The organism is Microbulbifer mixtoriginis (SeqCode), from assembly GCF_052466715.1.
In genome coordinates, this window is the sequence record NZ_CP174288.1 from 509,351 (window position 1) to 535,065 (window position 25,715).

At 47.6% G+C, this 25,715-nt stretch carries 23 protein-coding genes; 9 read left to right on the forward strand and 14 right to left on the reverse strand.

All coding sequences use genetic code 11. From position 1 onward, the window contains the following. Window positions 1-348 precede the first annotated feature (348 nt). Complete coding sequence (locus ACJJH9_RS02400) at window positions 349-2,337, forward strand: alkyl/aryl-sulfatase (RefSeq protein ID WP_444924172.1); 1,989 nt, start codon at window positions 349-351, stop codon at window positions 2,335-2,337. Here the strand turns inward: ACJJH9_RS02400 and ACJJH9_RS02405 are convergent. The 10 genes from ACJJH9_RS02405 to ACJJH9_RS02450 form a co-directional block, all read right to left on the reverse strand. Next, on the reverse strand, window positions 2,248-4,290 hold the full coding sequence (locus ACJJH9_RS02405; RefSeq protein WP_444924173.1) for a DNRLRE domain-containing protein: 2,043 nt from the start codon (window positions 4,288-4,290) through the stop codon (window positions 2,248-2,250). The genes ACJJH9_RS02400 and ACJJH9_RS02405 overlap by 90 nt on opposite strands. A 79-nt stretch (window positions 4,291-4,369) precedes the next feature. Then, window positions 4,370-5,011 carry an Lcl C-terminal domain-containing protein gene (locus ACJJH9_RS02410; RefSeq protein WP_444924174.1) on the reverse strand — a complete coding sequence of 214 codons (642 nt, stop codon included), beginning with the start codon at window positions 5,009-5,011 and terminating at the stop codon, window positions 4,370-4,372. After that, window positions 5,008-6,591, reverse strand: a complete 1,584-nt coding sequence (locus ACJJH9_RS02415) for an ethylbenzene dehydrogenase-related protein (protein ID WP_444924175.1) — start codon at window positions 6,589-6,591, stop codon at window positions 5,008-5,010. The genes ACJJH9_RS02410 and ACJJH9_RS02415 overlap by 4 nt, the downstream gene beginning before the upstream one ends. Window positions 6,592-6,818: 227 nt before the next feature. Continuing rightward, on the reverse strand, window positions 6,819-7,421 hold the full coding sequence (locus tag ACJJH9_RS02420; protein ID WP_444924176.1) for a glutathione S-transferase N-terminal domain-containing protein: 603 nt from the start codon (window positions 7,419-7,421) through the stop codon (window positions 6,819-6,821). 76 nt (window positions 7,422-7,497) lie between these two features. Beyond that, window positions 7,498-7,749: an HP1242/YdcH family protein gene (locus ACJJH9_RS02425; protein WP_252083304.1), complete on the reverse strand. Its 252-nt coding sequence runs from the start codon at window positions 7,747-7,749 to the stop codon at window positions 7,498-7,500. Window positions 7,750-8,258: 509 nt separating this feature from the next. Beyond that, on the reverse strand, window positions 8,259-8,951 hold the full coding sequence (locus tag ACJJH9_RS02430; RefSeq protein ID WP_252083303.1) for a TetR/AcrR family transcriptional regulator: 693 nt from the start codon (window positions 8,949-8,951) through the stop codon (window positions 8,259-8,261). A gap of 206 nt (window positions 8,952-9,157) precedes the next feature. Then, window positions 9,158-10,177, reverse strand: a complete 1,020-nt coding sequence (locus ACJJH9_RS02435) for a cytochrome d ubiquinol oxidase subunit II (RefSeq protein WP_252083302.1) — start codon at window positions 10,175-10,177, stop codon at window positions 9,158-9,160. Then, on the reverse strand, window positions 10,170-11,564 hold the full coding sequence (locus tag ACJJH9_RS02440) for a cytochrome ubiquinol oxidase subunit I (protein WP_444924177.1): 1,395 nt from the start codon (window positions 11,562-11,564) through the stop codon (window positions 10,170-10,172). The genes ACJJH9_RS02435 and ACJJH9_RS02440 overlap by 8 nt, the downstream gene beginning before the upstream one ends. Before the next feature lie 199 nt (window positions 11,565-11,763). Continuing rightward, complete coding sequence (locus tag ACJJH9_RS02445; RefSeq protein WP_444887187.1) at window positions 11,764-12,318, reverse strand: GbsR/MarR family transcriptional regulator; 555 nt, start codon at window positions 12,316-12,318, stop codon at window positions 11,764-11,766. A gap of 174 nt (window positions 12,319-12,492) precedes the next feature. Continuing rightward, window positions 12,493-13,443, reverse strand: coding sequence for a DUF1853 family protein (locus ACJJH9_RS02450; protein WP_444924178.1), 951 nt, complete (start codon window positions 13,441-13,443; stop codon window positions 12,493-12,495). A gap of 216 nt (window positions 13,444-13,659) precedes the next feature. On the opposite strand from ACJJH9_RS02450, the gene ACJJH9_RS02455 reads away from it, so the two are divergent. Further along, window positions 13,660-14,562: a bile acid:sodium symporter family protein gene (locus tag ACJJH9_RS02455; protein ID WP_444903150.1), complete on the forward strand. Its 903-nt coding sequence runs from the start codon at window positions 13,660-13,662 to the stop codon at window positions 14,560-14,562. Between the two features lie 7 nt (window positions 14,563-14,569). Here ACJJH9_RS02455 and ACJJH9_RS02460 read toward each other — a convergent pair whose 3' ends face one another. Beyond that, entirely contained in the window at window positions 14,570-15,259 is a 690-nt protein-coding gene (locus tag ACJJH9_RS02460; RefSeq protein ID WP_444924179.1) for a Crp/Fnr family transcriptional regulator, read from the reverse strand. 81 nt (window positions 15,260-15,340) lie between these two features. Between ACJJH9_RS02460 and ACJJH9_RS02465 the strand changes: the two genes are divergently transcribed. From ACJJH9_RS02465 to ACJJH9_RS02475, 3 genes are all read left to right on the forward strand, one after another. Then, window positions 15,341-16,108: a class II aldolase/adducin family protein gene (locus ACJJH9_RS02465; protein ID WP_444899838.1), complete on the forward strand. Its 768-nt coding sequence runs from the start codon at window positions 15,341-15,343 to the stop codon at window positions 16,106-16,108. Between the two features lie 217 nt (window positions 16,109-16,325). Next, complete coding sequence (locus ACJJH9_RS02470; RefSeq protein ID WP_444882743.1) at window positions 16,326-17,252, forward strand: glycosyltransferase family 2 protein; 927 nt, start codon at window positions 16,326-16,328, stop codon at window positions 17,250-17,252. Between the two features lie 269 nt (window positions 17,253-17,521). After that, window positions 17,522-18,418: a glycosyltransferase gene (locus ACJJH9_RS02475; protein WP_444924180.1), complete on the forward strand. Its 897-nt coding sequence runs from the start codon at window positions 17,522-17,524 to the stop codon at window positions 18,416-18,418. Window positions 18,419-18,456: 38 nt separating this feature from the next. Here ACJJH9_RS02475 and ACJJH9_RS02480 read toward each other — a convergent pair whose 3' ends face one another. The 3 genes from ACJJH9_RS02480 to ACJJH9_RS02490 form a co-directional block, all read right to left on the reverse strand. Then, on the reverse strand, window positions 18,457-20,838 hold the full coding sequence (locus tag ACJJH9_RS02480) for an autotransporter family protein (RefSeq protein WP_444924181.1): 2,382 nt from the start codon (window positions 20,836-20,838) through the stop codon (window positions 18,457-18,459). Between the two features lie 17 nt (window positions 20,839-20,855). Further along, the gene (locus ACJJH9_RS02485; RefSeq protein WP_444887180.1) at window positions 20,856-21,620 is read right to left on the reverse strand and encodes an OmpW/AlkL family protein; all 765 of its coding nucleotides are present in this window, start codon (window positions 21,618-21,620) and stop codon (window positions 20,856-20,858) included. 252 nt (window positions 21,621-21,872) lie between these two features. Further along, window positions 21,873-22,826, reverse strand: coding sequence for a LysR family transcriptional regulator (locus ACJJH9_RS02490; protein WP_252083291.1), 954 nt, complete (start codon window positions 22,824-22,826; stop codon window positions 21,873-21,875). Window positions 22,827-22,940: 114 nt separating this feature from the next. Between ACJJH9_RS02490 and ACJJH9_RS02495 the strand changes: the two genes are divergently transcribed. The 4 genes from ACJJH9_RS02495 to ACJJH9_RS02510 are packed head-to-tail and all read left to right on the forward strand — an operon-like array spanning window position 22,941 to window position 25,698. Next, entirely contained in the window at window positions 22,941-23,162 is a 222-nt protein-coding gene (locus ACJJH9_RS02495; RefSeq protein WP_444882739.1) for a hypothetical protein, read from the forward strand. A gap of 2 nt (window positions 23,163-23,164) precedes the next feature. Next, the gene (locus tag ACJJH9_RS02500; RefSeq protein ID WP_444882738.1) at window positions 23,165-24,094 is read left to right on the forward strand and encodes a sodium-dependent bicarbonate transport family permease; all 930 of its coding nucleotides are present in this window, start codon (window positions 23,165-23,167) and stop codon (window positions 24,092-24,094) included. Window positions 24,095-24,100: 6 nt separating this feature from the next. Beyond that, entirely contained in the window at window positions 24,101-24,592 is a 492-nt protein-coding gene (gene purE, locus ACJJH9_RS02505) for a 5-(carboxyamino)imidazole ribonucleotide mutase (protein ID WP_286036982.1), read from the forward strand. 5 nt (window positions 24,593-24,597) lie between these two features. Beyond that, a complete protein-coding gene (locus ACJJH9_RS02510) occupies window positions 24,598-25,698 on the forward strand; it encodes a 5-(carboxyamino)imidazole ribonucleotide synthase (RefSeq protein ID WP_444924182.1) in 1,101 nt (366 codons plus the stop codon). The last annotated feature ends 17 nt before the right edge of the window (window positions 25,699-25,715 follow it).

Sequence of the window (25,715 nt, forward strand, 5' to 3'; positions counted from 1 at the left end):
TTTGGGGGCGATATTGGACGTTATTCGTATTTATCTATCGTGATTTTATAAGTATTAATCAGCTGTGTCTTTGGTTAATAATTTCTCAAGATTGAATGTAATTTATTCGGCTGTTTAGCTTCTTTAAAGAGTTAATTGTTGAAAATGGCGAAATAAATGTGGGTGTCTAACACTATTTTTTAATATTAGTGGCTTTTATGATATGTGAGCGGTAGCTTCTTTGGGAAGTTAAAACAAGACCACCTCAATACGCAGAGATAAGTTGTTGCGTTCAGGTGTGCTAGCCCATGATTCTATTTTCTTATTCTAGGGCTAAGCCTATGGCAATGATTTATAAGGAGATTCTGTATGCGTATTTTTTTTATTTTTGGGGTGCTTTGTCTTTTATTGATGGCTTGTGGTGAATATTCACAAAAAGCGAACAAACATTCTGAGGAACTGAATGCCAAAGTTAAGCCGGCGAGCAAAGTCACCAAAGCGCATAACTTGTCTGTAGAGAAGCAACTGCCTTTCTCCAATGACTTGGATTTCCAGCTAGCCAAACGTGGGTTTATTGCCACGATTCCGGGAGCACAGGTTACAAACGCTATGGGAAGGGAGGTCTATGGACTGGCTCAGATGCAATTTCTAGATGGGACGCCAAAGGATACAGTTAATCCGAGTCTTTGGCGGCAGGCTCAACTTAATGCTTTGAACAATGGGTTGTTTGAAGTTGTTGAAGGGATTTACCAGGTTCGCTCACTAGACCTAGCCAATATGACCTTGATCAAAGGGGAAACGGGATGGATTGTTATCGATCCCCTAACCTCTATGGAGACAGCTGCTGCTGGCTTGGCTCTGGCTAATAGGACGTTAGGCAATAGGCCTGTTAGCGCTGTAATTTTTACCCACAGCCATGCGGATCATTTTGCCGGTGTGGCGGGAGTTCTCACCATGCAACAGCTAGCCGAAGGGAGTGTGGAAATTATCGCGCCTGACGGATTTTCCGAGGAGGCAATCAGCGAGAATGTACGCTCGGGCAATGTGATGCAGCGGCGGGCGCTCTACCAATTTGGGGACCTGTTACCATCCAGCCCAGATGGATTTGTGTCCTCGGGTCTTGGCAATCGCGTGTCTGATGGAGAGCATGGTATTGCAACGCCTACACAGTTGATTCCCGAAGAAGGGGCAGAGATGAAAATAGATGGTGTAGATATCATCTTTATGAGCACCCCTGGAGCCGAAGCTCCCACTGAGATGGTCTTCTTCTTTCCCCAGTTTAATGCCCTATGTATGAGTGAGATTGCTAATCACACTTTACATAATATCTATACGCTTCGCGGTGCTAAAACTCGGGATGCGCTGGCGTGGAGTCGTTACATAGAGAGAGCCATGGAAAAATTTGGTGGAGATACCCAGGTGGTTTTCAGTAGCCATCACTGGCCCACCTGGGGAAATAATGAGGCGCTGGATTACCTAGCAAAGCAGCGAGATCTCTACAAATATATTCACGATCAGACTCTACGCCTGGCTAACCATGGCCACGACATGATCGAAATCGCCGAACAAATACAATTGCCAGAGGCGCTCTCCCACACCTGGGCTAACCGGGGTTATTACGGTACGGTCAATGTGGGCGCAAAAGCGGTGTACAACCGTTATCTAGGATATTTTGATGGGAACCCTTCCAATCTACACCCACTCCCTCAGGAAGAAGCCGCGCTTCACTATGTAGAGTATATGGGGGGGGGAGAAGAAATAATGAAGCAGGCACGGCAGGATTTTTCCCAGGGAAATTACCGTTGGGTGGCGATGGTGTTAAAGCACTTGGTTTTTGCTGAACCAAAAAATCAGGAGGCACGTTACTTATTGGCGGATGCTTTCGAACAGCTGGGGTATCAGGCGGAGTCTGGAATTTGGCGCAATTTTTATTTAAGCGGTGCCAGGGAGTTACGCCACGGAGTTGAGTTCCGTGAGGAGATGCAGCCGCCGGAAGAAATTGTTGCGCGGGTGCCTCTACAACTTCTATTCGATGCCATGGCGGTGCGCCTCAATGGGGAGAAGGCGGCGGATGCGGATATCCGCTTAAATATTGAGATGACGGACAACAAAAATAAATACTTAGTGGTCGTTAAAAATGGAGTTTTACACGGTTATCCAGGTCGACACAGTGAAGATCCTTCAGCGAGTCTGGCACTAAGTAGCACCGACCTGCGACTGATGTTCAGTGGTTTGGTCGGTGCTCCCACCATGATCAAGGAGGGGCGCTTAAAGGTGCGCGGCAATCCTTTGGCTTTGATCCAGTTTGGCAGACTCTTCGATAAGTTTGATAGGAACTTCAACCTGGTGACCCCTTAATTGGGAGATGCCGGGCAAGGTGGGCAACAGTTTGTCGGGCCTCATATCACCCGTTACTCGTTGCGGTATGAGTCCCTGATAAGTGGAAGCGGCCGGCTTCGCTTTTAGAGCAAAATTGTTACAAGTAGCCTCAACTTTGAGTGCCGGTGACATGCCGCTTTCCTTGGAAGTGAAGTCTACACCGTTAATACCATTGCGCGCGGCAATAACAAGCCCGGTATTTATACCGCTAAGCCAACTATTGAGAAGCCCGGAAGACAGAAGATCGATACTTTCTAAACCCTTATAAAAAGGCACAAAGCTCTCTGCCAGATTGCCACGTACCGATGAGCCCCCCACAGAGTTCCAGGTGGCGTTTTCCTCACTCCAGTTATTGGCGGCCTGGTAGATACCGAAAGTGCTACCCGATCGATTCGTGACATTCAGCTGCAGAGTGGCAGAGCTGATAGAGGAGCAGCCGGAAAGACTGCCTAGATCAAATTTAATCAGTGTGTAGAGTGTCCCATAGGTGTGGTCACTCCCATCGGCCAGTAGTCCTTCGGAGTCATGGTTAAAATTACTTGATGCGTAACGGGAGGAGATAAACACATCATCGCTTATTGGTAGGGAAAAGCTGCCGTTACTATCTGAGCTCTCTTGAATCACGCTGCGGCCAGCGTTATTAGCGATCAAATTCATGGATTCCCCCAGGCGGTTGGCGCTCCACCAATTCACATTATCTGGCAGGATGAGTGGATCGGCGGCACGTGCCTCCCGAGTCAGAGTTTCTGCAGTGTTATCGAACTGTGCGGTGCGCACTACCAGTCCACTTTCACTCACCTGGATGACCTTAAACTGCTGGATACTGGCCATGTCGATGGTCCAGGTTTTGGCATTGTTAGCGGAACGGGCTGGAGCACCCCAACTCCCTTCCCCCACGTAAACGGTACCGCCGTTGTTGGTGGTAGAAAAGTTATTGCCACTGGGTATCACGGCCTCAGTCATTTTGGTGAGATGAGTATCGGATTCCACCACCAGATTCATCGCATAGTCGTAAAATGACTGCGCCCACCAGTTAAATAAAGTGGGATTGTCAGACTTGCCGCTGTAATGGGGGAACATAGGTTTGTGATATTGGGCGAGACGCCAGCTGGCAGTGCTGCCATAGCTGGATAAATCGCTCGACAACCAATTATTCATTGCGCTGGCGTAAGAGGACCATCCACTGTTCTGAAACTGGCTATTTAAGGTGTAAATACGCAGTAATGGTGACACCTGCACGGCACCATAAGTGTCGCTGGGCGAACAGTTTCCATCGCCATTATAATCCACGCCGAAGACTTCGCAGATGGTCGAGTAATTATCATCTTCGTGATTGCCGTGAGTGGGGATCAATGGGTAGATTCGCTTGTAGCTATAACCATCAATCGTATCGCTGGAGTAAGTCAACTCCCAGTCGTCGAGGAATTCACGCATTTCTGAGGCGCTATTGGCATTGGTGAAGTCGCCGCCATGCATCACTGCGAGAGGGCGTATTTTAGCTAGCAGAGTATTTCCCTGGCGACGAGTGGTATGTCCTGTGCGGGTATCACCACCGGCAATTATTACAAAAGGCGCGTTTTCTGCTGGAGCTGTCCTAAACCAAAATCGCTCACCACAGCCATTTTGGTCACATACACGAAAATAAACAGGAGAGTCCGCATTCAAATTTTGCAGGCGTACAAAATGGCTGGTGATACCGCTATCGAATGTTTCGCTATTGCTGACAAATGCGCTGTTCCAGCTGCTTTCATTGGTGGAGTAACCGTAGCTGACATAGGGATTACTGCTGTTGCCATCTGGAGAAAAACCGATGACAGCACTGCTGGAAGCATCGCCATCCCAGGCAAGGCGGTAGTGTTTGGTGGCGGCACTGACGTTGACTGCCAGCAACAATGTCGAAATAGTGAGAGCGGGGCCTATATATCGTCTCATTGCGGAAATTCCTCTGCAAAGTTGGGACTTTTTGTGAGAGGCCACCGCCTGGAGCGGGCAGGTTGGTGGCGCGCAGGAATTATTGGGGAACGATGTGACAGATGCTTGAACGATTGGTTACCAAGCGTGTGAAAGCTGCATTGTGATAGGGAATTGTGACGGTTTGCCCATTTATAAAATTGACCGCTGCGCCACCGACTTTTAGATAGGAGTAGATGCCTTCGAGGGGGAGGTCGCCATCACTGGTCCAGTAATCACCGCGCTGGGTTTTGGGGAAGTATCCAGTTTCGATACTGGGGCTTCCCGGCTGTACGTCTGGAGCCACCAGTGAACGCAGTTCGCTGGCGGAGGGCAGGCGCCAATGTTTTGCATCACAGAGTTGTTCCCGGTTAGTGTGCCGGATTAAATCCTCTGTGTCACAGCGCTCTGCTTCGAAATAACAATCTCCATTATTGGCAACGCCCTGATTGTTTAATAGTCGCGAATAAGTCCAACGTCCATCGTGAATGTCCTCACTATCTGTCTTGACCTCCCACAGCAGACCGCTGCGGCTATCGCAGACACAGGACCAGGGGCCCTCCCAGGTATCCATTACTTTTCCCTCAGCGCTCACTTTTAGAAGGTGGTATTGCTGCGGTTTTGGAGCCTGTGGTGTGTGGATAACGGCAGCACCAATCAGACAGGCGGGGAGAATAAAAATCAAAAAGAGTCGCGTGATCATAGCGCTTTACTCAGATTCAGTTGGATGGCTCTGGTATGACGGGTGTGGGCAACTTGTGCGCGATCAAATGCGGAAACCCACAGGCAGGTGCCATCTTCGATAGGAATGTCCAGGGGAGAGGCTGTATTTAATTTGCGTACAAGCTCTAGCGACCAGTATCCATCACGCCAAATACCTTTGGCTCTAACATCCGCACGATCACCCTCGAAGCGATTGGAGGTATAAAGTACCGAAGGCATTAGAGTACCTGGTGCTATCAGGTCGCTTTCTGCTGAGTAAGGTTGGTAATCAAACCAGGAGATGGTCCAATCAAGCTCCTGGCCTTCTTTAACATTTTGAAAGGGAGCCAATACATTAGCATCACTAGGCAAGCGTTTAGGAGTGATGCCAGTGGGGGAATACCATTTCCAGTTCAGTAAATAAGCACCGGATTCCTTTGCATCCTGTTGGTAACCTGCCGTGTAGCGGCGTTTACCTGCACGCACTTTATCTGGCGCGCCGATAAAATTGTCATCCGCCAGATACATTTTATTAGTGCGTACTGCTTTCCAGTGCCAAAGATCGTGAAGTTGCCCCGATTGGCTGTAGTGATACCCCTTGCCATGCCAGTTTGATGGCTTGTTTGCCAGTGGTGAACGTCCGAGATGGGCGGTGCCAGCACCTCCGAAGTCACAGTGACTGGAAAGTAACAAGGCAAATTTGTCTTCGTAGAAATTCTTTTCATCAAAATTCTCAAAGCCTTGCTGCTTGATCTTCCAACCTTGATCCGTTTTTATCAGGGGTAAATGAGTCAGGCTTTCTGTGGGATCCTGCCAGGAAATATGAAAATAAATCTCCTCACCATTTTGCAGAGCTTTGAGATGCACATCAGTACGACCCTGATAAAAATTTGCGCCGCCATCGGTACTGATTTTTAGTGGCTGAGCTTTTGCCCATTGGGGTTCATCGGCATGGCCATCAATATCAATGATCGTATGGATAGGAATTGAGGTTACCGGCAGTTGATAATAAGAAAATTTGGTCAGAAGCAGCCAACCGCCGAGCAGAAAGATGGGCAGCAAACTACATAGCAATGCCAGTTGAACTCTTCTGTTTGTGGCTGGCTTGAGGATATAGAGAAGAGCACTTTGCCCGAACTGCAGTAGATAAACGCCTGTGTGTAGAAAAATATAGACGCTGAGTCCAAGCGCGGCGAAAAAATGTAATGTTCGAACCAGTGATAACTGGCCTATCCCAGTAAAGAGCAGCCAGCCACTGGCCAACGAGATGCCAATGAGGCTAATGCCCCCCCAGGTGACTACTCGGTGGTAATTCCATTGTTTATGAGCGCATGATTGTTCAATTCGATAAAGTCGAATAGCATTCGAGTATAAATAAGAAAGGGCAACCAGCGAAAGCAGGAGTGCAGAGAAGAAATGTACACTGTGTACCTCTCCCTGGGGCAGCAGTTCTTCAATTGAGGCAATGGCGGGTTTAGTGAGTGTGGCAATACGCAACCCACTGAAAAGACTGCAGATCACTGCTATTGCTAATGCAGCATGCAGCAGTATCCAAATGGGGCTTTTTGATCTGTCAGACATAATTAGGCCCTAAAAAAGCCCACAGGCTATCGGCGGGATATGACAGTTTAGAGAAACTTATGTGGCTCTGAGAAATGGTTAAAACTCATTACTCCGCCAAAATGCAGTCTTTGCTAGAAAAGTGATGTAGGGAGATACGTTGAAAATATTTAAGTCATGCTTAATTAAGTTGAAATTGCAGGCAGTCTTGGCGACGCTAAGTTTTACTTACAGATTTAAGAGCTAAGTTAGTCGCGTAATGGCGTTATTTTGAAGCTTTCTCGTACTTCGAGGATTTCTGACAGGGCGCTTAGTTGTGGCCTATCTTTGCGCCAGTTGAAGTCTTCGTGCCGAAAATCTAGATATGAAAGTGCTGAGCCGAGCGCAATTTGTAGAAGACAAAATGTCTGGGGAAATTGAAGGACTCTGGCTTCAAAAAAATCCAGGGTACGATTGATTGCACTGTTGTAGCGCTGCCACCAAAATTCTGATTGAAGCCCTTCACGCCCGCGAATTTTCTCTACCTGTCTGTGAACCAAGATCTCCATTAGACCTGAGGACACACTATAGAGTGTTTTTAAATACCAGTCATTGTCTATCGCAGAGCTGAGGTGGCCATCTCCAAGTTGTTTATCTAGGAACTCACAGATCACTTCGCTATCCATAATAACGTTGCCGTTATCTAAGGTCAGGCAGGGAACTTTACCTAAAGGATTATTGGATATTAAATCATTTGTATTGTGAAAAGGGTGAGAAAAAACCTCACTAACGCGGGAGTGTAACTTGAGTTCTTCTATAACAATTCGGGTTTTTCGGGCAAAGGGGGAGGAGTAAGTCAGAAAGAGTTGCATAGCGGCGCTTAATCACTCAGCCACTCTATATGGCCGGCATTGGTGATGAGGCGCCGCTAATTTTGCAAAATAACTACTAATGGTGGGGAATGACATCAGTAATACGGTTATAGAGGTGTTGTTTGAGATAGGCACGTTGTTTTTTTAGTCTTGAATAGTGATCGTCATCAGTGCCGATGCCACTATCCTGTAGTCCTCTAATTTGTTTATCCAGTTTTCGATACTGGTCGTTATCTAGCTTGAATTCTACGTCATTCCTGATCAGGTGCTTGATAGTATCGGCGTACTCGGGAAAATCCAACTCCAGCTCATGCGCGGCTATGGACATAAAAAACCTCCCCTCCATTCAGTTAAAACATCAAGGTTAATATTAGTTTGTGAATTTAAAGTCACAAAAATCACCACCAAGAAGCAGACTGGGCTGCTAATTATTGGACGATGATTTACCCCCGTTGTTTCAAGCTGATAACGTATTAGGCGGCTAATTTTTAGGTGTGAAAAGGTTGTTCAATTATAGGATTTCTTGAAGGCGGTATTCTTTATGAAGAAAAATTCTAACAAAAGAAAATTTTAGAATGCCATTTTTTAGAGAGTATGCTTGTGATTGATCAGAAGTTTACTCTGAGTGTGTCGTTTATGACATTGTAAGGCGAAAGCGATGGTGAAATGTTAATGGCTTTCGGTATTGCCGCATTCGTAATTTTTATATTGATAAAAAATGAAATTTAACTAATTGGAAGTTTTGTTGGTAGGATACACAAAAAAGCCTGGCAAATATTATTGCCAGGCCCTAGGTGTGTCGATGTTATCTAAATTTTAATTAATAAAATTTAGGCTTTATGCGGAGGCTTCTAATGGAGCAAAGCGCAACTGACGTCTTTGCAACAGCTCTCCGAGATACAACTTTAAGTAAGCTGCAGCGGCACGCTTGCCCTCTGCGGCGGCTTCCTCGGTAATTCTTCCGAAACGCGAGTACGCCTGGGAACAAAACGAATCATTGATATTGATGGCGCACATAAAGCGGTCGCGCCAGTCCTGTGATGGAGGCAACTCAAATTCGCGAGACAGATTCTTAATCAACGTATCTGCCAAGCGCCAGTTGTTTTCCATCTGTAATTGACGTAGAGCCCAGCTGGACTGTGGCCCGTAGTGTACTTTGAGTGCGGAGATATTATCTTCGTAATAGCTACGCACTAAGTCGCACAGGTGGTAGAGCATATCTTGCCAGCTATCCGCTGGTGAGAAATCAGAGTGCCCCAGTACCACATCGCCAAATGACTTGTAGTGACGTTCCGCCAGAGCGGTAAGGCTGGCATCTACGCTTGGGAAAAAGTGGTACACGGATGCAGCTGGGACCCCAGCTACCTGGCTCAGATTGGCTAGACTTATGTCCGTGGAATCCTGCTCGGCAATGAGGGTTTCCAGCGCGTCGAGAAGCTTTTCATACTTCTCACGGCCGTTTTTACGTTGTGGTTTGCGCGGACTAGCAGTGTCGCGCCGGCTAATAGCACGTCGATCGATTTGGTTCAAATTCACCTCCCCTTAGACAAGCGCAGTTGGCAAGCGCCAGAAGTGCGCTTTACTTCCTTGTAAAAAATTGTCTTCTGGAATTGATGATTATTATCGTACCAATTTCGGGGAGCAAGGGGATTTTGTTCGAATTGTGGGATAGTTCCGCGCTGGCGGATTAATTTTGATCAAGTGTTACTATCCCACACAATTCGAAAAAGGTTGTGCTAATGGTAGTGAAGTTCGGAAGCTTTACCGCGAAACACATAGTACGAGAATGCCGTATAGATCAGTATGATCGGCACTACAATCAGGGCGCCCACTAAAATGAATTTCAGTGAAGCGGTGGCACTGGCTGCCTGCCAGATATTCAGCTGCCCAGGCACTATGTCGGGAAAGAAGCTAAAAGCCAGGCCGATAAAGCACATCAGAAAAATAGTCACTACCAATGTGAAGGGCAGCGCACTGTGCCTATCGTTGGCTTTGGGTAACCTGGCCAGCAGGAGGTCATTAAAAATAAAAGCCAGAAAACACAGGGTGGGTATCAGGAGTACGAACATCACCAGTGGATAGCTGAACCAACGATCAAAAACGGCTGGATTGACCAGTGGATTGATCGTGGAGACTGAGACTACGCCAAGGAGAGTCGCCCGCCCAGCCCGACGCGCCCAGCGTACTGCCCGTTCCTGCAACAGTGACTCGGTTTTCAATACCAGCCAGGCCGAGCCCATATAGCTGTAGGCGGCAGTTACCCCCAGGGCACTGACTGCAGAGAAAAGCTGTGCCTGCCAGCCAGGCTGGAACCCCATCACATATTGCCCCAGCATATAACCTTGGGCCAGGCTGGTGATTATGGATCCTGCTTTAAACGTCCTGTCCCAGGCGAGCTTGTGTCCCACGGCCGCTTTGGCGCGGAAGTCAAAAGCCACACCGCGCAAAATCAGCCCCACCAGCATTATCGCTGCTGGAATATAGAGATGCATCAGCACTAGGTTGTGGGCGATGGGAAAGGCGATAAGCAACAGGCCGATGGCGAGCACCAGCCAGGTTTCATTGGCATCCCAGAAAGGACCAATCGAGGCAATCATGGTGTCCCGCTGGGGCTCGTCTTCCTTACCCAGGGGGAGGAGAATACCCACCCCAAGGTCGTAACCATCCAAAATGGCGTAAACCAGTACTGCTAGACCCATTAGGCCGATAAAGACAACGGGTAGCCAATAGGCTGCGGATGATGCGGCCTCATTCATGGGATTCCCCCTTGGATTGCTCTTGGGTGGATTTCGGTAGGTTGGTCAGGCTGCCACCGGCGAGAGGTTCTTTGGTTTCAAACTCCTCCACTTTAACCGATTTCAAAGCCATTACTTTTAGGGTGTGAATATAGGCATAGAGCAGGATGACATAGACAAGCAGATATAGGGTGAGAGAGAAGCCCACATGGGAAGGTGGAATCTGGGTTACGGCATCTGCGGTTTTGAGAACCCCGGTCACAAGCCATGGTTGCCGACCAATTTCAGTGACATACCAGCCTGCTAAGGTGGCTACCCAACCTGCGAACGTCATTCCTACCAGGGTTTTGAGCGCCCAGTTGGGTAGCTCTTTGCGCCGCCAGAGGAGGTAGCAACCTCCCCAGGCGACAGCCAGCATTAATATCCCCATACCCACCATAATTCTGAAGGCGAAGAAAACGGGTGCAACCGGCGGATGATCATTGGGGAATTCTTCGATACCTTTTATTTCTCCATTTAAATCATGGGTCAGAATAAAGCTGGCCATTTTGGGGATAGCTATCTCGAAATGATTGGTCTTCTTCTCATCATCGGGTATTGCAAATAGTAATAGTGGCGCGCCCCTTTCGGTCTCCCATACTCCCTCCATTGCCGCCACTTTCTGCGGCTGGTACTTAAAAGTGTTAAGACCGTGTAGGTCGCCGACAAAAATCTGGATTGGAATAAAAACAGCTGCCAATACCAACCCGGTTTTTAGTGCTAGCCTCGGTGCACGCTTTGGGTCACCTTTAAGTATCCGGTAAGCAGAGATACCTGCGACAAAGAAGGCTGCAGTGAGACCCGAGGCCAGTAGCATATGAGTGAGGCGATAGGGAAAAGAGGCATTAAAAATAATAGCCAGCCAGCTCTCTGGGTAGGCGACACCATCTCGTAGTTCAAAGCCGGATGGGGTCTGCATCCAGGAATTGAGTGCAATGATCCAGAAGGCGGAAAGTGTGGTGCCAATAGCCACTACAAAGGCTGAGAAGGTGTGAACTTTGCTGGGGACACGATTTATTCCAAACAACATGATACCTAGAAAAGTGGCTTCCAGAAAAAAAGCGGTAAGCACTTCATAACCCAAGAGAGGCCCGGCGATATTGCCAACCCGTGCCATAAATCCTGGCCAGTTGGTACCAAATTGGAAAGACATAGTGATGCCACTAACGACACCGAGTGCGAAGGTTAGGGCAAAGACCTTTACCCAAAAACGATAGGCTCTCATCCAAACAGGATTATCAGTTTGGTCGTAGCGAAGCTTGAAGAAAACAATAATCCAGGCGAGGGCTATTGTGATGGTGGGAAAGAGAATATGAAAACTGATATTGGCCGCAAACTGTATTCGGGAGAGGATCAGAGTATCTAGCATGGGAGCCTCTGCTGGTCGGACTAATTTATTAACCAGATAACCGGGCGACTCTTCCTGATAGGCCCGGGGGTGCCCGTTAAACACCATTGCAGGAGTATGGACCCACGGTGTTTATTGAGCGGCTGCCGACGTTGTGTCGGCGGCGGTTTATCCTTTTACCGCTTGTCTTAGTTGCCCAGCGGGCAATTCAGGTATAGGTTTATTCTGGAGCCTTTCCTCCTGTCATTTTACTTTTCAGCTCCAGTAGCTTGACGATGCCGGAGCCCAGTTTCATTAGCTTGAGTAAATCGTCGTGTTCCAGCTTGCTCAGGGTGTTGGCAAACTCTTCAAGTAATTCCAGCAGACTGTAGACTTCTTGAATTTTCTCCTGAGCCTGTGCTTCTTGTTCATCCTGAGGCTCATTGAGCAAGAGCTGGCGCAGTAGGCTCAGGGTGGGGTCCAGTTCGCGTTTACGTCGCTCTTCAAATACAGTTCGAGCAAGCTCCCAGATGGAGCCTGCAGCGGTGAAATAGTCTTTTCGGTCACCTGGCTGGTGCTGTAGCTCAACAAGGCGCCAGGCCTGCAGTTCTTTGAGGCCCATACTCACATTGCCACGACTGATCTTCAGTGCCTGAGCCAGCTGCTCGGCATTTAGGGGGGAAGGGTGGATGGTAAGCAGGGCAAACATCTGGCCCACGGTGCGATTAAAACCCCACCGGCTGCCCATTTCTCCAAAGTGCAGTACAAAAGCCTGGGCTTGACTGGATAGTTTCATTTTCTTCTTAAGTTTCAGAAATTTCTGAAAATTGTAAATGTAAATTGATCCAAGTCAATAAATAATTGGAAAAATTTTGTTTTAAGTTTTTTGCTTTGGGCTGTAGATAAGTAAATTGTCAGGGAGGGCGGGCCCACAAGTAGTGGTAGGCAGAAAGTGTTTTCTCTCAGGACGTTATGGGTATTTCAGAGGGAGTGATGCCTGTGCTCTACGCGGCCAGTCGCTAGGTACAATAAAGCCGCGACCCATTTCACCTTCTTGGCCCATAAGAGCAAAACATAGAGGCTTATCAATTGCTGAGCTCTGAAGTCCGGCCATAAGTTGCTCAAAAGAGACGCCGTGGGGTTCTTCCCATTCTATTGATGCCATCCAGGCTTTTTTGGGAAGCTGGAGCCAGCGCAGGCCTGCTGAGATATTTCCTTGAGTGGCAAGGTTTCCGAGGGTTTCCAAGTCGGTCCACCAATTACTATTGCATAGATGCTTCAGATTCCTCCCCGGTGTCTGATTAGCTTGTAATCGGTTAAAGAGTCGGCCTGGCATCAGCGTCCACTGCCGATCAATATAAAGCTCCTGAGCTTCTAATAGGGGTTGTACGGATTGTTGCTGGATGAGAGGCAGTTGATGTTCCGCCATACGCTTTAATTTGATATCCAGGCGATCTTTGAGGCCTGGGCCAACCCAGAAGTCGACGGGCTGAGCGAGGTAGAACTTCACCGCAACCTCCCAGTGCTCGCAGCGATTACTGGGTAGGTGATGAACGACAAAGTCCAGTTCGCCGAGAGTTCTACCCTCAATACGCAGGGGCAGGTTCTGGTGCAGCAACTGGTAATCGGGGTGGTATTGAAAAGCGAAAGACCAGAGTCGCTCAAAGTAAACGCCAAGCCGGTTGGTGGGTTTGTGCCGGTCGCCTTCAATCAGGTATGTTTCGAGCTTATCTATTAATTCTTGTTTGACTTCTTTGCGGGAAAAATAAGTGTGCAATTGGTTGCGGCGAGCCATAGGTAGCCATGGCAGGTCAATGGTGCTAGTTGATTTGTCACTAGTATCAACAATATCGCTACTGCCCAGGGACCAAAGTAGGTTGGACCAGTCATCTACAATAGGGCTGGGGAGTCGATTGGTCATATAAACCCTGTCAGTGGCAAAAAAGCGCTCTGATTCTACCAGAGTCGGCACTTGACTTGGGACTGTGCTAGGGTTCATCTTCCAGAGAGATATTTAATAATAAAACTGCTGTCCCCCTATATCTCACCTCGTGTGGATTACACGTTTTTGCCAAAGCGTAATCTACATGGGATATGGGGAGATATAGCCAGACAATAATAAAAAGAGGAGGTGAATGTGGAATCAGGGCCTATGATCTCGATCGGTCTACCCATCGCACTGTTTATCATTATGGTGGGCATTGGAATGACCCTGACCGCCAGGGATTTCCACCAGGTGACGGTAAAACCAGGTGGGTTAGTGGTGGGCACACTTGCCCAGATTGTACTTATGCCACTTGTGGCTTTTGTTCTGTGTTGGGCGCTCAGTTTACCCGCACCGATAGCTGTGGGTTTGGTGATTATTGCAGCCTGCCCGGGTGGAACGACCTCAAACCTTTTTACGTTACTCGCTCGCGGTAATGTAGCGCTCTCCATAGTGTTAACGGTTTCGGCAAGCCTAATTACGATTCTGACCCTGCCATTCTTCACCAATTTTGCCCTGCGCCAATACTTTGGAGCAGAGCAGGAAATCGTTCTCCCTTTTGCCAAAACTGTCGCCATGTTATCGGTGATAGTCTTGCTGCCCGTGGTGATTGGTATGTTGATACGGGCTTGGAACCCTCATTTAGCCAGCCGCGCTGAGGGTATTGTAAGTATTTTTGGGGCGCTGGTACTGGTCATTTTAGTGGTGGGATTGGTGTGGGGTATGAGAGACCGGATTGGAGAGCTCATGCTGTTGGCCGGCCCCTCTACAATTTTGCTGAATTTACTGGGGGTGTTGACTGGCTTAATCATCAGCCACTTCAGTGGGCTTTCCCGGCGGGATGGTCTGGCAGTAGCTACCGAGCTGGGCATCAAGAACGGGACTATTGGTCTCATGGTGACCCTCACACTGATGCACTCCAGTGAAATGTCGGTGCCTTCAGCCGTATATGGAGTACTTATGTTTCCATCGGGAATGTTGCTTGCCTATTATGGCCGCAAGAAAGCGCGCGAAGCTGGGGAGGCAGACGCGGCGCAAGCTGGCGGGGTCGGATGAAATCCTCTCAATCCAACAGCTTTATATAGGTATCCAAGTGCGAGATATCCGGCACATTGATGCGACCGTAAGAGCACTCTATTAGTCCCTTGGATTCAATATTCTTTAATACCCGGTGTACTCCCTGCCGGGTCATCCCCATGGTGTTGGCGAGTAGTTCTTTGGTGAGGCGGAAACTGGTTCGGCCACTTTTTTCGCCGCCGTTGTGCATTTGGGCCATAAAAAGCAGACGTCGAGCAATTCGCGCTTCGGTACCACGTAGTACATCGTCCTGGATAATGGACATTACTGTCCAAAGCCTGAGGCTAATTTGTTCCAATGCTATTGGGTAGGCTTCGGGGTGTTGTTTCATTTTTGCCCTCAAGATTTCACCCGGAATATCGACTACAGCACAGTCAGTGTGAGCGCTTGCTCCAAATACTCGCGGAGTGCCAGGGCAAAATACGGTATCACCAAACCAAGCTCCACTATCTAAAATCGCAAGGGTCGCTTCGCGCCCAGCAAAATTACTGGAGCATATTCTTACTTGTCCTTCAGCGATAATTGAAAGGCGCTCCTGATGGGAGCCCGAAGGGTAGATGCTATCACCCTGAGAAAAGTACTGGCATTGTGCCTGTTGGGCTAAGAATTCTCGAGCCTCACTGGGTAGGCCTGCTAGTAGTGGGCATTTATCAAGGAAAGTAATGTTTTTATTCATTCGCCAAGTGTAAACAATTTGACAGTGTTTACAGCAGGGATGATTCAGAATTTGAGCTCTGATAAAGCTGGGGAGAGGACGATGAAACTGGAAACCATACCTTCACTTGAGGGACGCGTTAGCGATGAAGAGTGGCAATTACGCATAGATTTGGCGGCGGCTTACCGATTGATCGCCTATTTTGGGTGGGACGATACTATTTTCACTCATCTCTCTGTACGTATTCCTGGGCCGGAATCACACTTTCTTATTAACCCTTTTGGAATGTTTTTCGATGAAATTACTGCTTCCAGCTTGGTAAAAATCGATTTGCAGGGGGAAAAAGTGGATGAAAATGCGGCAATGGTGAATCCTGCAGGGTTTACTATTCACAGCGCAATTCATGAAGCGAGGAAAGATGCCCACTGCGTTATACATACCCATACTACTGCTGGGGTAGCTGTATCTGCTCATGCTGAGGGGTTACTGCCAATCTCGCAGCAATCACTATTTCCCCTTTCAAGTATTGCCTACCACGACTATGAGGGAATTGCTGTGCGCAAGGATGAAAAGTCACGTTTGGTGGCTGACCTGGGATCAGCGAACTATATGATCTTGCGCAATCACGGACTGTTAACCTGTGCTTCTACTATTCCTGATACCTTTTTAGCAATGTTTATATTGCAACGTGCCTGTGAAATTCAGGTTACAGCTCTTGCTGGTAACCGACCACTCACTCCGGTGCCTCAAAATATTGTGGATAAAATAGTGAGTGAAGGAGATATGGTTACCAGTAATCAAGGGGGGCTATTGGCTTGGCCTGGATTTTTAAGGAGGCTGGATAGAGTTAACCCTGGGTATACTGAATAGCATCTGTCCCAAATGCCCTGAATGTGATTTTAGATTCTATATTTCAGGGCATTGATCAAAAATTTAAGATTTAAACTGGATACTGGGGAATTAAGCGCCACAATGAAAGGAACCCTGATTTAGACTTGGCTAATGGACTTTACTTTCAACAAAATGGAATTAATGTGGGCTTATCGCCACCAATGAGTCCTCGAAGGCTAATCAACGGTATTCCAACATGCTCCAGTACTTTCTTAAAAAAAGATTAAAAAAACATGACTCTAATAATAATTTAAAGGTGGAGTCTCTGGTTTTAGGTCATCTTCTAGGCTTGAAGGCTCTAAATTGTGAGTCATCCGGCGTTGGCAATGATAAGCCGCATAATATTGTCGTTTCGCTGACTTCTTATAATAAGCGTATTTATGATGTTTACTTATGTATAGAAAGCCTTTATCAACAATCCTTGAGAGCAGATGCAATAATTCTATGGTTATCCTTACGTGATTTCCCCGATAGGAGATTACCTGAGATACTTCGAAAACAGCAGGCTAGAGGCCTACAAATTCATTTCGTGGAGAATGATTTTGGGCCTTATATGAAATATATGTATGCCTTTGATATGTTTCCAAATAGTCTCATTGTCACTGTGGATGATGATGTGCTTTATCCTTCAGATACTATCGATTTACTATATCAATCTTATTTGAGAGCTCCCTCACATATCCATTGCCATAGGGCACATAAGATTCTGTTAAACGGAAAAGGGGAATTGAAACCTTACGAAAGTTGGCGCTCTTATGGGCTAAATAGTGAGCCATCTCCTTTCCTTTTTGCTACGGGAATGGCTGGGGTTTTGTACCCTCCGGATTCATTACATGAGGATGCTTTCAATAGTAAAAAATTTATGGAGTTATGTCCTGCTGCTGATGATGTTTGGTTGAAGGCGATGAGTTTATTGCGAGGAAAATATGTTACTAGGGTTCCAGACTATCGATACTGGAGGGAACGCTTTCTTACTATTCAGGGGTCACAGATTCAACAGTTAAAGGAGATCAACTTGAGAGGCACAGGTGGTAATGACTGCAAGATTAAAAGGGTATTTTCAGAGTATCAATTACTTGACTATTTACAGGAGCGAAATCAGCCTGTTTTAAGTCCTCACTAGGGGGTGATTTGGGTGAAAGACTAGAGCTGCCCCAGATAGGGGTAAGCTACTCAAGCACTTTTTTTTAGGTGAAAGAAACTGCCCCTCGGCCTTTAATTGGGTTTTTGTCCTAAATATGGTGTTTGAGTGGCCATTGGCTGTGGCATCTGGCATAATCTGCCAAGTTTGTACCCACTTCCGCCCTCTTCTCTTTTGATGGTGTTCCCAAGCTGAGCGGATTGCTGTTCGGCTATTCGGTACAATAGGTTGAGTTTGCTGGATGGCCCTGAATGTTCCAATATTTTTTAAAGAAGCGCTTAAAAAAGCACGACCTAAACAATAATTTGAAGTTGGAAGCACTTGTTCGCTGCCAGTTGCTTGGTCTACACGCTTCAAGCAATACAGATCTTGGAGTGGGAAATACTAAGAGAGATAATATCGTTATATCTCTAACGTCCTTCGATAAGCGAATCCACGATTTATATTTGTGTGTTGAAAGCCTTTTCCAGCAATCCCTTAAGGCTGATGCAATTGTTCTGTGGTTGTCTACCAAGAACTTTCCAAATAAGACCTTGCCTGAGACCCTTAAAAAGCAACAGCAAAGAGGACTGCAAATATTTTTTGTTGAGGAAGACCTGGGACCCTATAAAAAATATGCTTATGCTTTTGAAAAATTTCCTGATAGTTTGATTGTTACTGTTGATGATGATGTTCTTTATCCGCCGGATATGATTGATTTACTTTATCAGGCATATGAAAAAGATCCATCCAAGATTTATTGCCACAGGGCCCATCGAATGCGTCTAGATAAAAAAGGAGCACTACTGCCTTATGGAAGTTGGGAAAGTAGTATAAGGGATACAGAGGCATCTCATTTAGTCTTTCCAACAGGCATGGGAGGGGTTATGTATCCTCCAAACTCTTTACATAAGGATGCGTTTGACCCCGAAAAATTTATGACCTTGTGCCCAAATGCAGATGATATTTGGTTGAAGGCAATGAGTATTAAAAGCGGGACTTTGGCTGCGCGTATTTCTGATTCCCGTAGCTGGAGACATCGCTTCTTAATGATTCAGGGCTCACAAGAATATGCATTAATGAAGGAAAATCATAAGAACCGTCAGGGGAATGATTGCAAAATTAAGAAGGTTTTCTCTGAATATGACATCTATGATTTGTTAAAATAGTAAAAAAATGAATTGTCGTTGAGATTAGAAGCTAGAGTCTACCATTTATAACGAAATCCAAGCTCCAGCCCTCCCACAAAACTGTCCCCAATACTCTCCAGGCCGCTGCTGAAAAATAATTCGGTATAAATGGAACAGTGGTCCCCGCATTCCTCATAGCTAGCCCCCATTCTTAAGTCTGCATACCAAAAGTCTGGTTTTTGGTAGAGGCGGGCTCCAGAAACGACCAAGTCAGTTTCCTGGTTGAGATTTAGAGTGACTCCAGGAGTTACATAATAACCAAAGCGCTCCAGAGGTAGGGAGCCGTACATATTTCTACTTGATTTGCGCTGGCTTTTACGCTTTTCGAAAGTGGTGCCTAGGCGAAGTAAAAAACCATTATTATTAATGTCTCCTACTTTTACTTCGTAGGTATCTTCGAAATCCTCAGCTTCCTCAGAAGTATAAATAAGTTGTGCATGGGGGGTAATGGAATAATAATCATAGAGCTTGAAGCTCCACCCTCCTTCTACAGAAAAGCCATAACCATAGCCCTCACTGCTATTACGAAGAGTACGTAGGTCTTTTGCGTCAAAGTCAAAGTCAAACCAACTTAGCTTAAACTGAGTATCCAGGTACAGGCCTTGGTAGCCATACCAGGTTAAATAGCTACTGACCCCATATGTTTTGGCATCTATATTACCATCACCAAAAAAAGATTCTACTGTATTTCTTGAATCGCCATAGTGCAAAGCCAAACTAACAATAGGTGTGGTGTCAAGAATTAATAGGTTGAGAGGAAAGTCGATACCAACCTGAAATTGATAATAAGTTTGATCCCAACTTGCCCAGGTGGTGGACTCTTTGGGAGTTGTAGTTATATAGCGTGCGCCATTACGTAGCCATAGTCCCTTGCGATCAATAGCGGTTTCCAATGAACTGGTGTAATCGGTGTTATAGACGTCCCGATAACTGCTACCAACCCAATAACGATTGCCTACACGACTCCGCAATGTGGAGGGGATATTTAAAGAGCGCAGCACTTGCGGAAGGGTTTCATACATTACCGCAGCGGGCTGCCAGCGAATCATACCGCCTTTGGGAATGCGACTTGAATTACTTACTGTAGAACGTAGATACCAATTACCATCCTCATTTCCATTTTCGTCACTGTGGTGCAGGGTATAGGCGTATGCTCCACCAATAGTTGCTGGTTGCTCATCCTTGGTAATGTAGTCGCCGTTTAAAATAAAAGCATGTTCAGTAGAGTCACCCTCGATAGAAATTAGTTTTATTCCATCGTCTTGGGTACGTGCGCCAGTGCCGTTGCGATTATAAACGGTTACATAAGTTGATCCGCTGGTATCCCCTCTGATGATTAACTGGTCACTGCCGGCAGAACTGTCATTGAGTGCTACATCTAACCACAGGCGTCCGTTTTCGCCGCTATAGTGTCCATAATTATTATCACTATCTTTTTGAATGATTAGAGTGTTGAATTCTTTATTCGTAAGATCGATAGTGCCGTCGTTAGCAACGTTGCCGGTAATTCTATACTCTTTGGCATCTATAAAAGTTTGGCCGCCCCATTTGATGTGTAACCCTAATGGATTGTTTTCAGCGTCTTGGCCGCCGCCAACATTTAAACTGCCAGTTAAAATAATTTTTGAACTACCCCAAACAACAACACGTTCCCAGTTGGTTAGTTTGTTGCCATCCACACGATAGTCTAGCTTGAAAATCAGTGTGTCGATATCCCCATCTTCTGCACTGAGGTCATCACCACCATTTAAAATTGCATCACCGTCGAAAGAATAGGAGTCAATGACTAAGGTATCTGATCCAGTACCACCGCGTATCTCATTGCTAATTCCCTCATCCCAATGGATGTAATCATCTCCCCCGCCGGCATCCAGGTAATTAAAAATGAAACCTCCATCCAGAGTAATTTGGTCGTTACCTTCGCCACCCCAAACATGAAAGGTGAGCCCGTCTAAAATTTGAATATTATCGTCACCAGCTCCGCCATAAATCCCCCCGCCATTGAGGTAATTACCAATGTCGCTATTGCGATTATCCAGTACGATTAGATCGTTTCCATTTCCGCCAAAGACAGAATCTTTAACTATTGCCCCTTTCACATGAATGGCATCATCGCCTTCGCCACCGAAGGCGCTATTGATAGTACCGCCATTTAAATCTAAGGTATCATTGCCGCCTAGTGCATCGACATCGGCCTCTTCTGCATCATTATCTTCGTCACAGGTTATTTGATCTGCGCCACTAGTACCCGTATTACTCGGAGTACACTGCGCAATGGCTTTCAAGGGGACAATAATCGCTAGTGTCAATGCGGGAGAAAAAAGTAAAGCATTAATCCACTGGCGGACGAAAAAGTTTGATTTATAGTTTTCCATTGGGGTATCTGCACTAAGTTTCATTTACAGAGTTCCGCCATTCAGAACTTGGTGCCAATGCCAACATTGATGATCCATGGGTTGTAATCGAAGTGTGCGTAGAGGCGGTCTGATCCTAACTCTGTGGGGAAGTTAACTGTGGGGTCGGTATCTGATAAGTAGTAAAGAGCCGCCAGATTAATTAACAGAGGATAACGAAATTGACGGAAATCTAGGTTGAAGTCGATTCCCCCTTGAAGAGCCCAATCCCAGGAATGTCCCATATTAAGAGCCCCTGGCGCCACTGACATACCTGAGTCCATCAAATATTCATCAAATTGGCGGCTGATAGAAACCGTATGGTAATCGGTATAGTTAATACCGGCGCCTAGATAGGGTCGAAAAAAATAGGATGGATCGAGAAAATACCAGTTAGCAAAGGCGAGAGTGGTCGATACCTTAAAATCCCCCAGTTGAATTTGGCTGCTGCCTGGGTTGCCAGTAAAATTGTCGAGAGTCACATCATAGGCAGCACTGTTAATGTGCATCAGCTCGAACCCCAAGCGGTCTGAGGGGCGCCATACTCCGGAAATTTGCCAAGTTTGTGCTGTGTCTATTTCCCAGGTCGAATTATATAAGTCCCATTGTTGTAATACCCGGTATTTCAGTGAAGTTCCGGCATCATTGGGAGCAACATAACTGAGCCCGAAGCGAACTATAAATTCACCCCAGTCAATGTTGCGCCAATCTTCCTGAGCTTTAACACTGATTGTGCTTGTGGCTAAAAGGAATATAAAGAGTCTGAAAATTATTCCCTGGATTTTCATCGTTATACCTTTCTGTGAAAATCGATGACGGCCGGCGCCATTTATTGTTTCTCGTTGCATTAGATAACTGGTGATTTTGGACTCACCAATAGGTATCCAAAAAGTAGCAGGATTCGGCAGGTGCAGAGGAAATTTGACGAGTATTAAATCGGGATTTTTTGGTGGAAGATTGGCTATCAGCCAAGAGGTTTAACCTGTGTGCGGAGTTAGCCAATTCAAATACTGAATTTTTCTGTGCTTTTACACTATGGATTATTGATTGGGAGATAGAGGCCAAGCGATACCGCTCTCTACCGGTACCGTCTCAAGATTGCGGGCATACTCAAGGAATTCTGCGGCGGCAGGAGATAATGGACGGGACTTTCGCCTGGCCAGATACCAATGGGTAATAATTGGCAGTGATTCCACTTCTAAAATTGACAGGCCGGAATGGCCGCCAAATGCGAGAGTATGTTCGGAGAGAATAGATACCCCGAGCCCTGACATTACAGCGTGCTTTATCGCTTCATTACTTTCGATGGTCATGCGGATATTGAGGTCGATATGTCTCTCCTGTAGGAAACGCTCAATGGCGTGACGGGTTCCAGAGCCCTCCTCGCGCCGCAGGAAGGGACCGCTGGCAAACTCTTCAAGGGGAATCTTTTTTCTACCTGCTAGCGGGTGCTTCTCCGGTGCTATAGCCAACAGTCGATTGGGCAGGAATTCCACCAATTCCAGATCAGGGTTTTTGGGAGGATGGCTGAACACATAAAAATCATCCTCATCCTCACTGGTGTAGTCGATGATTTGCTGACGATTACCCACGCGAAAGAGAATATCCAACTTTGGATGCTGCTCGTAAAATTCGCCAATCAGGTGGGGAATAAAATATTTGGCGGTAGTGACGACAGCCAGTTGTAAACGCCCTGTTTCTAGACCGCGCAGTCTGGCTAGCTTTAATTCCAGATATTCATAGCTCTTGAGGATCTCTCGGGCACTGTCCACCAGAGTCTGTCCGGCTTCAGTGAATTGCAATTGCTTGCCTACGGCGTAGTAGAGGGGCAAGCCTACGGCACCAGACAACTTGGCCAACTGCATGGATACACTGGGCTGAGTTAGGTGCAGCGCTTTTGCGGCGCCACTGATACTGCGGTGTTCATATACTGTAAGTAAAACCTCCAACTGCCTGACAGTGCCGATGCGGGAGTGAGCTCTGCTGGATAACATGTTTTTTCTTATTCATAGATAAAAGATGATAGTTAGCATAATCATTATCTATTTTTATCTATTGGTCTACCTAGGGATAATGCCCCCACTTCAATCCATGGGAGGGGCCCCTGCATGCACAAGTCACAACTTTACTTTGGTACCTTGGTAGGACTGTTAGTTATGTCCATTGGATGGGTATTGGCGCTGGTTGGTATTGATGCCGCTGCACTAATGGTGGTGGGGCTGGTGGTGTTGCTTGCCAATGTGGGTTACGTGCTAATGAAGCGCGTTCCCCAGAAAATTCGACTACCCCTATCTGAACGTCGCGATCGCTCCAAGTGCGGGAAGCACTGATCATGCAGCTGGATGTTGTAGTTGGTTTCTTCATCCTTGGGGCTCTGGCACAGCTGGTACGTAGTGATTTACGCCTGCCCACCGGTCTCTACCAAAGCTGTGTGATCTTTCTGCTGCTGGCTATAGGGCTCAAGGGTGGAGCGGCGCTCAGTACTTATTCCGCTTCCACCCTGATTCCCCAATCTCTCGCAGTTTTGGCCTTTGGTGCACTGCTTCCTTTGTTGGCCTTCCCACTTCTCTATTGGATAGGCAAGTGGAGTCGTCTGGATGCAGCGGCTACTGCAGCCCACTACGGGTCGGTCAGTGTCGCCACCTATGCTGTGGCGGTGGCCCTGTTGGAGGCGAAGGACATCGAATACGAAGCCTATTTCCCCTTATTTGTGGCCTTACTGGAAGTTCCGGCTATTGTGGTGGGAATTCTCCTTGCGCGGAAGTCGATGCAGAACAGCAATAAGGGGCGCCTGGCCCATGAGTTGACCTGCAATCAGGGGGTTCTTCTCCTGCTTGGCGGGATCGCCATCGGGGCCTGGGCCGGTGAGCGTACAGCAGCAGTCATGCCTTTTTTTGGTCAGTTATTTCACGGTGTGCTGGCTCTTTTTCTGCTGGAAATGGGGAGAGTCGCGGCGGCGCGACTGGCAGATGTGCGCGGGCAGGGTGCGTTCTTGCTGAGTTTTGGTATATTTATGCCCCTGCTAGGCGGTGCAGCCGGGGGTGCCCTGGGAGCATTACTGGGGTTGTCGGCGGGAGGAATTTTCCTGCTGGCAGTACTCGGTAGCAGCGCCTCCTATATCGCGGTGCCCGCAGCTATGTCTGTGGCTCTGCCGCAGGCCAATGCCAGCGTGTCCATCACACTGTCCCTGGCGATAACGTTCCCTTTCAATGTCCTGGTGGCGATTCCCGTCTACCTGGCGTTTGTTCAACATTGGAGTTAGCCGCAAGTGAAATCACTGCCCTTTGAAAAAGTCACCATCGTTATGGGGTCGCGATCGGATTGGCCCACCATGGCCAATGCCACCAAACCCTTGAACGAGCTGGAGGTTCCTTTTGCCACTGCGGTTGTGTCCGCTCACAGAACCCCCCAGCGTCTGGTGGAATTCGCCAGTGAAGCCCACAAAAACGGCACCCAGGTGATTATTGCCGGAGCTGGTGGCTCTGCCCACCTGCCGGGAATGATTGCCGCTATGAGCCCGCTGCCAGTGATTGCCGTGCCTGTTGAAAGCCGTTTTATGACCGGAATGGATAGCCTTCTTTCCATCGTGCAGATGCCCAAAGGTATCGCCGTAGCTACCCAGGCGGTAGGTGCCTCTGGGGCTTATAACGCGGGCCTGATGGCGGCACAGATGCTCTCCCTGGGCGATGCTGAACTACAGGAGCGACTGATCGCTTGGCGCGAGCGTCAAACTGACCAGGTTCCGCTAACGGTGGAGTGAAGTCAGTGAGTGAAGTAACCAGACATATCGCTATTGTCGGCTGCGGGCAGCTGGCGCAGATGATGGCACAAGAGGGTAAGCCCCTCGGTATAACATTTAGTTTCCTGGCGGAGAAGGGCGAGGACGCGGGTTGTGTTGAAGGTCTCGGCACAATAGTCAGGCTGGATGAGGCGGGCAGTGGCGAGGATTTATTTCAGGCACTTGGTTGCCCTGAGGTGATTACCGCCGAGCGTGAGCAGGTGGATGTGGCGCTGTTGAGAGCGTTGCAACGCTTCTGTCCCGTTTACCCAGATCCCCATGTTTTTGAGAAAGCCCAACACCGCTTGAGAGAGAAGCGGGCACTTACTGAGAGTGGTCTTCCGGTTGCGCCTTTTATGCCGGCGCAGGGGCGCGATGAATTACTGAATGCCTTGGATAAGCTCGGTTATCCAGCGTTTATCAAGAGCTGTGAAAATGGCTATGACGGTAAGAACCAGTGGCGGGTGAAAGATGCAGCAGAGCTGCAGGAAGCCATAGAAGAGGCCAAAGATCTGCCCTGCGTGGTGGAAGCCTCGGTAGATTTTTCCTGTGAGGTTTCCCTGATCGGTGCCCGCTCTGTTTCAGGGGAAGTAAAGACTTACCCACTAACTGAGAACTTGCATCGCCAAGGTACGCTGTTACTCTCCAAGGCGCCTTATCAGGATGAGCAATTATTGGCCAGTGCCCGTGCCTATTTGCAAAAGCTGATGGATGACTGGGACTATGTGGGCGTACTCTCAGTGGAGTGCTTTGTCACCAGTGAAGGCTTGCTGGTGAATGAAATTGCGCCACGGGTCCACAATAGCGGTCACTGGACTTTAGTGGGGGCGGGCACCAGCCAATTTGCCAATCATTTGCGAGCGATATTGGATATGCCACTGGGTGACACCGACTGCCCGCGACCCGCTGCCATGGTCAATATGCTTGGTGTGGATCGAGCGCCAACAGGCAAGAATGAGGGAGTTTGGCTCTATGGCAAGACGCTCCGTCCCGGGCGTAAGATGGGCCATGTGATCCTGGTGGATGACAGTTCAGAAGAGCTGGCTCAGCGCTGTGAGGCGATGATTGCCGATCTCTATCAGCAGTAACTAACTCACCTGGGCAG

Bases quoted from the DNA above. Each gene is read 5' to 3' on its own strand.
- ACJJH9_RS02460 (WP_444924179.1), bottom strand. From the start codon at position 15,259: ATGAATAAAAACATTACTTTCCTTGATAAATGCCCACTACTAGCAGGC.
- ACJJH9_RS02450 (WP_444924178.1), bottom strand. From the start codon at position 13,443: ATGACCAATCGACTCCCCAGCCCTATTGTAGATGACTGGTCCAACCTA.
- ACJJH9_RS02440 (WP_444924177.1), bottom strand. From the start codon at position 11,564: ATGCTAGATACTCTGATCCTCTCCCGAATACAGTTTGCGGCCAATATC.
- ACJJH9_RS02490 (WP_252083291.1), bottom strand. From the start codon at position 22,826: ATGTTATCCAGCAGAGCTCACTCCCGCATCGGCACTGTCAGGCAGTTG.
- ACJJH9_RS02470 (WP_444882743.1), top strand. From the start codon at position 16,326: ATGCTCCAGTACTTTCTTAAAAAAAGATTAAAAAAACATGACTCTAAT.
- ACJJH9_RS02425 (WP_252083304.1), bottom strand. From the start codon at position 7,749: ATGTCCATAGCCGCGCATGAGCTGGAGTTGGATTTTCCCGAGTACGCC.
- ACJJH9_RS02445 (WP_444887187.1), bottom strand. From the start codon at position 12,318: ATGAAACTATCCAGTCAAGCCCAGGCTTTTGTACTGCACTTTGGAGAA.
- ACJJH9_RS02400 (WP_444924172.1), top strand. From the start codon at position 349: ATGCGTATTTTTTTTATTTTTGGGGTGCTTTGTCTTTTATTGATGGCT.
- ACJJH9_RS02420 (WP_444924176.1), bottom strand. From the start codon at position 7,421: ATGCAACTCTTTCTGACTTACTCCTCCCCCTTTGCCCGAAAAACCCGA.
- ACJJH9_RS02485 (WP_444887180.1), bottom strand. From the start codon at position 21,620: ATGAAAATCCAGGGAATAATTTTCAGACTCTTTATATTCCTTTTAGCC.
- ACJJH9_RS02475 (WP_444924180.1), top strand. From the start codon at position 17,522: ATGTTCCAATATTTTTTAAAGAAGCGCTTAAAAAAGCACGACCTAAAC.
- ACJJH9_RS02495 (WP_444882739.1), top strand. From the start codon at position 22,941: ATGCACAAGTCACAACTTTACTTTGGTACCTTGGTAGGACTGTTAGTT.
- ACJJH9_RS02435 (WP_252083302.1), bottom strand. From the start codon at position 10,177: ATGAATGAGGCCGCATCATCCGCAGCCTATTGGCTACCCGTTGTCTTT.
- ACJJH9_RS02415 (WP_444924175.1), bottom strand. From the start codon at position 6,591: ATGTCTGACAGATCAAAAAGCCCCATTTGGATACTGCTGCATGCTGCA.
- ACJJH9_RS02480 (WP_444924181.1), bottom strand. From the start codon at position 20,838: ATGAAACTTAGTGCAGATACCCCAATGGAAAACTATAAATCAAACTTT.
- ACJJH9_RS02405 (WP_444924173.1), bottom strand. From the start codon at position 4,290: ATGAGACGATATATAGGCCCCGCTCTCACTATTTCGACATTGTTGCTG.
- ACJJH9_RS02500 (WP_444882738.1), top strand. From the start codon at position 23,165: ATGCAGCTGGATGTTGTAGTTGGTTTCTTCATCCTTGGGGCTCTGGCA.
- ACJJH9_RS02465 (WP_444899838.1), top strand. From the start codon at position 15,341: ATGAAACTGGAAACCATACCTTCACTTGAGGGACGCGTTAGCGATGAA.
- ACJJH9_RS02410 (WP_444924174.1), bottom strand. From the start codon at position 5,011: ATGATCACGCGACTCTTTTTGATTTTTATTCTCCCCGCCTGTCTGATT.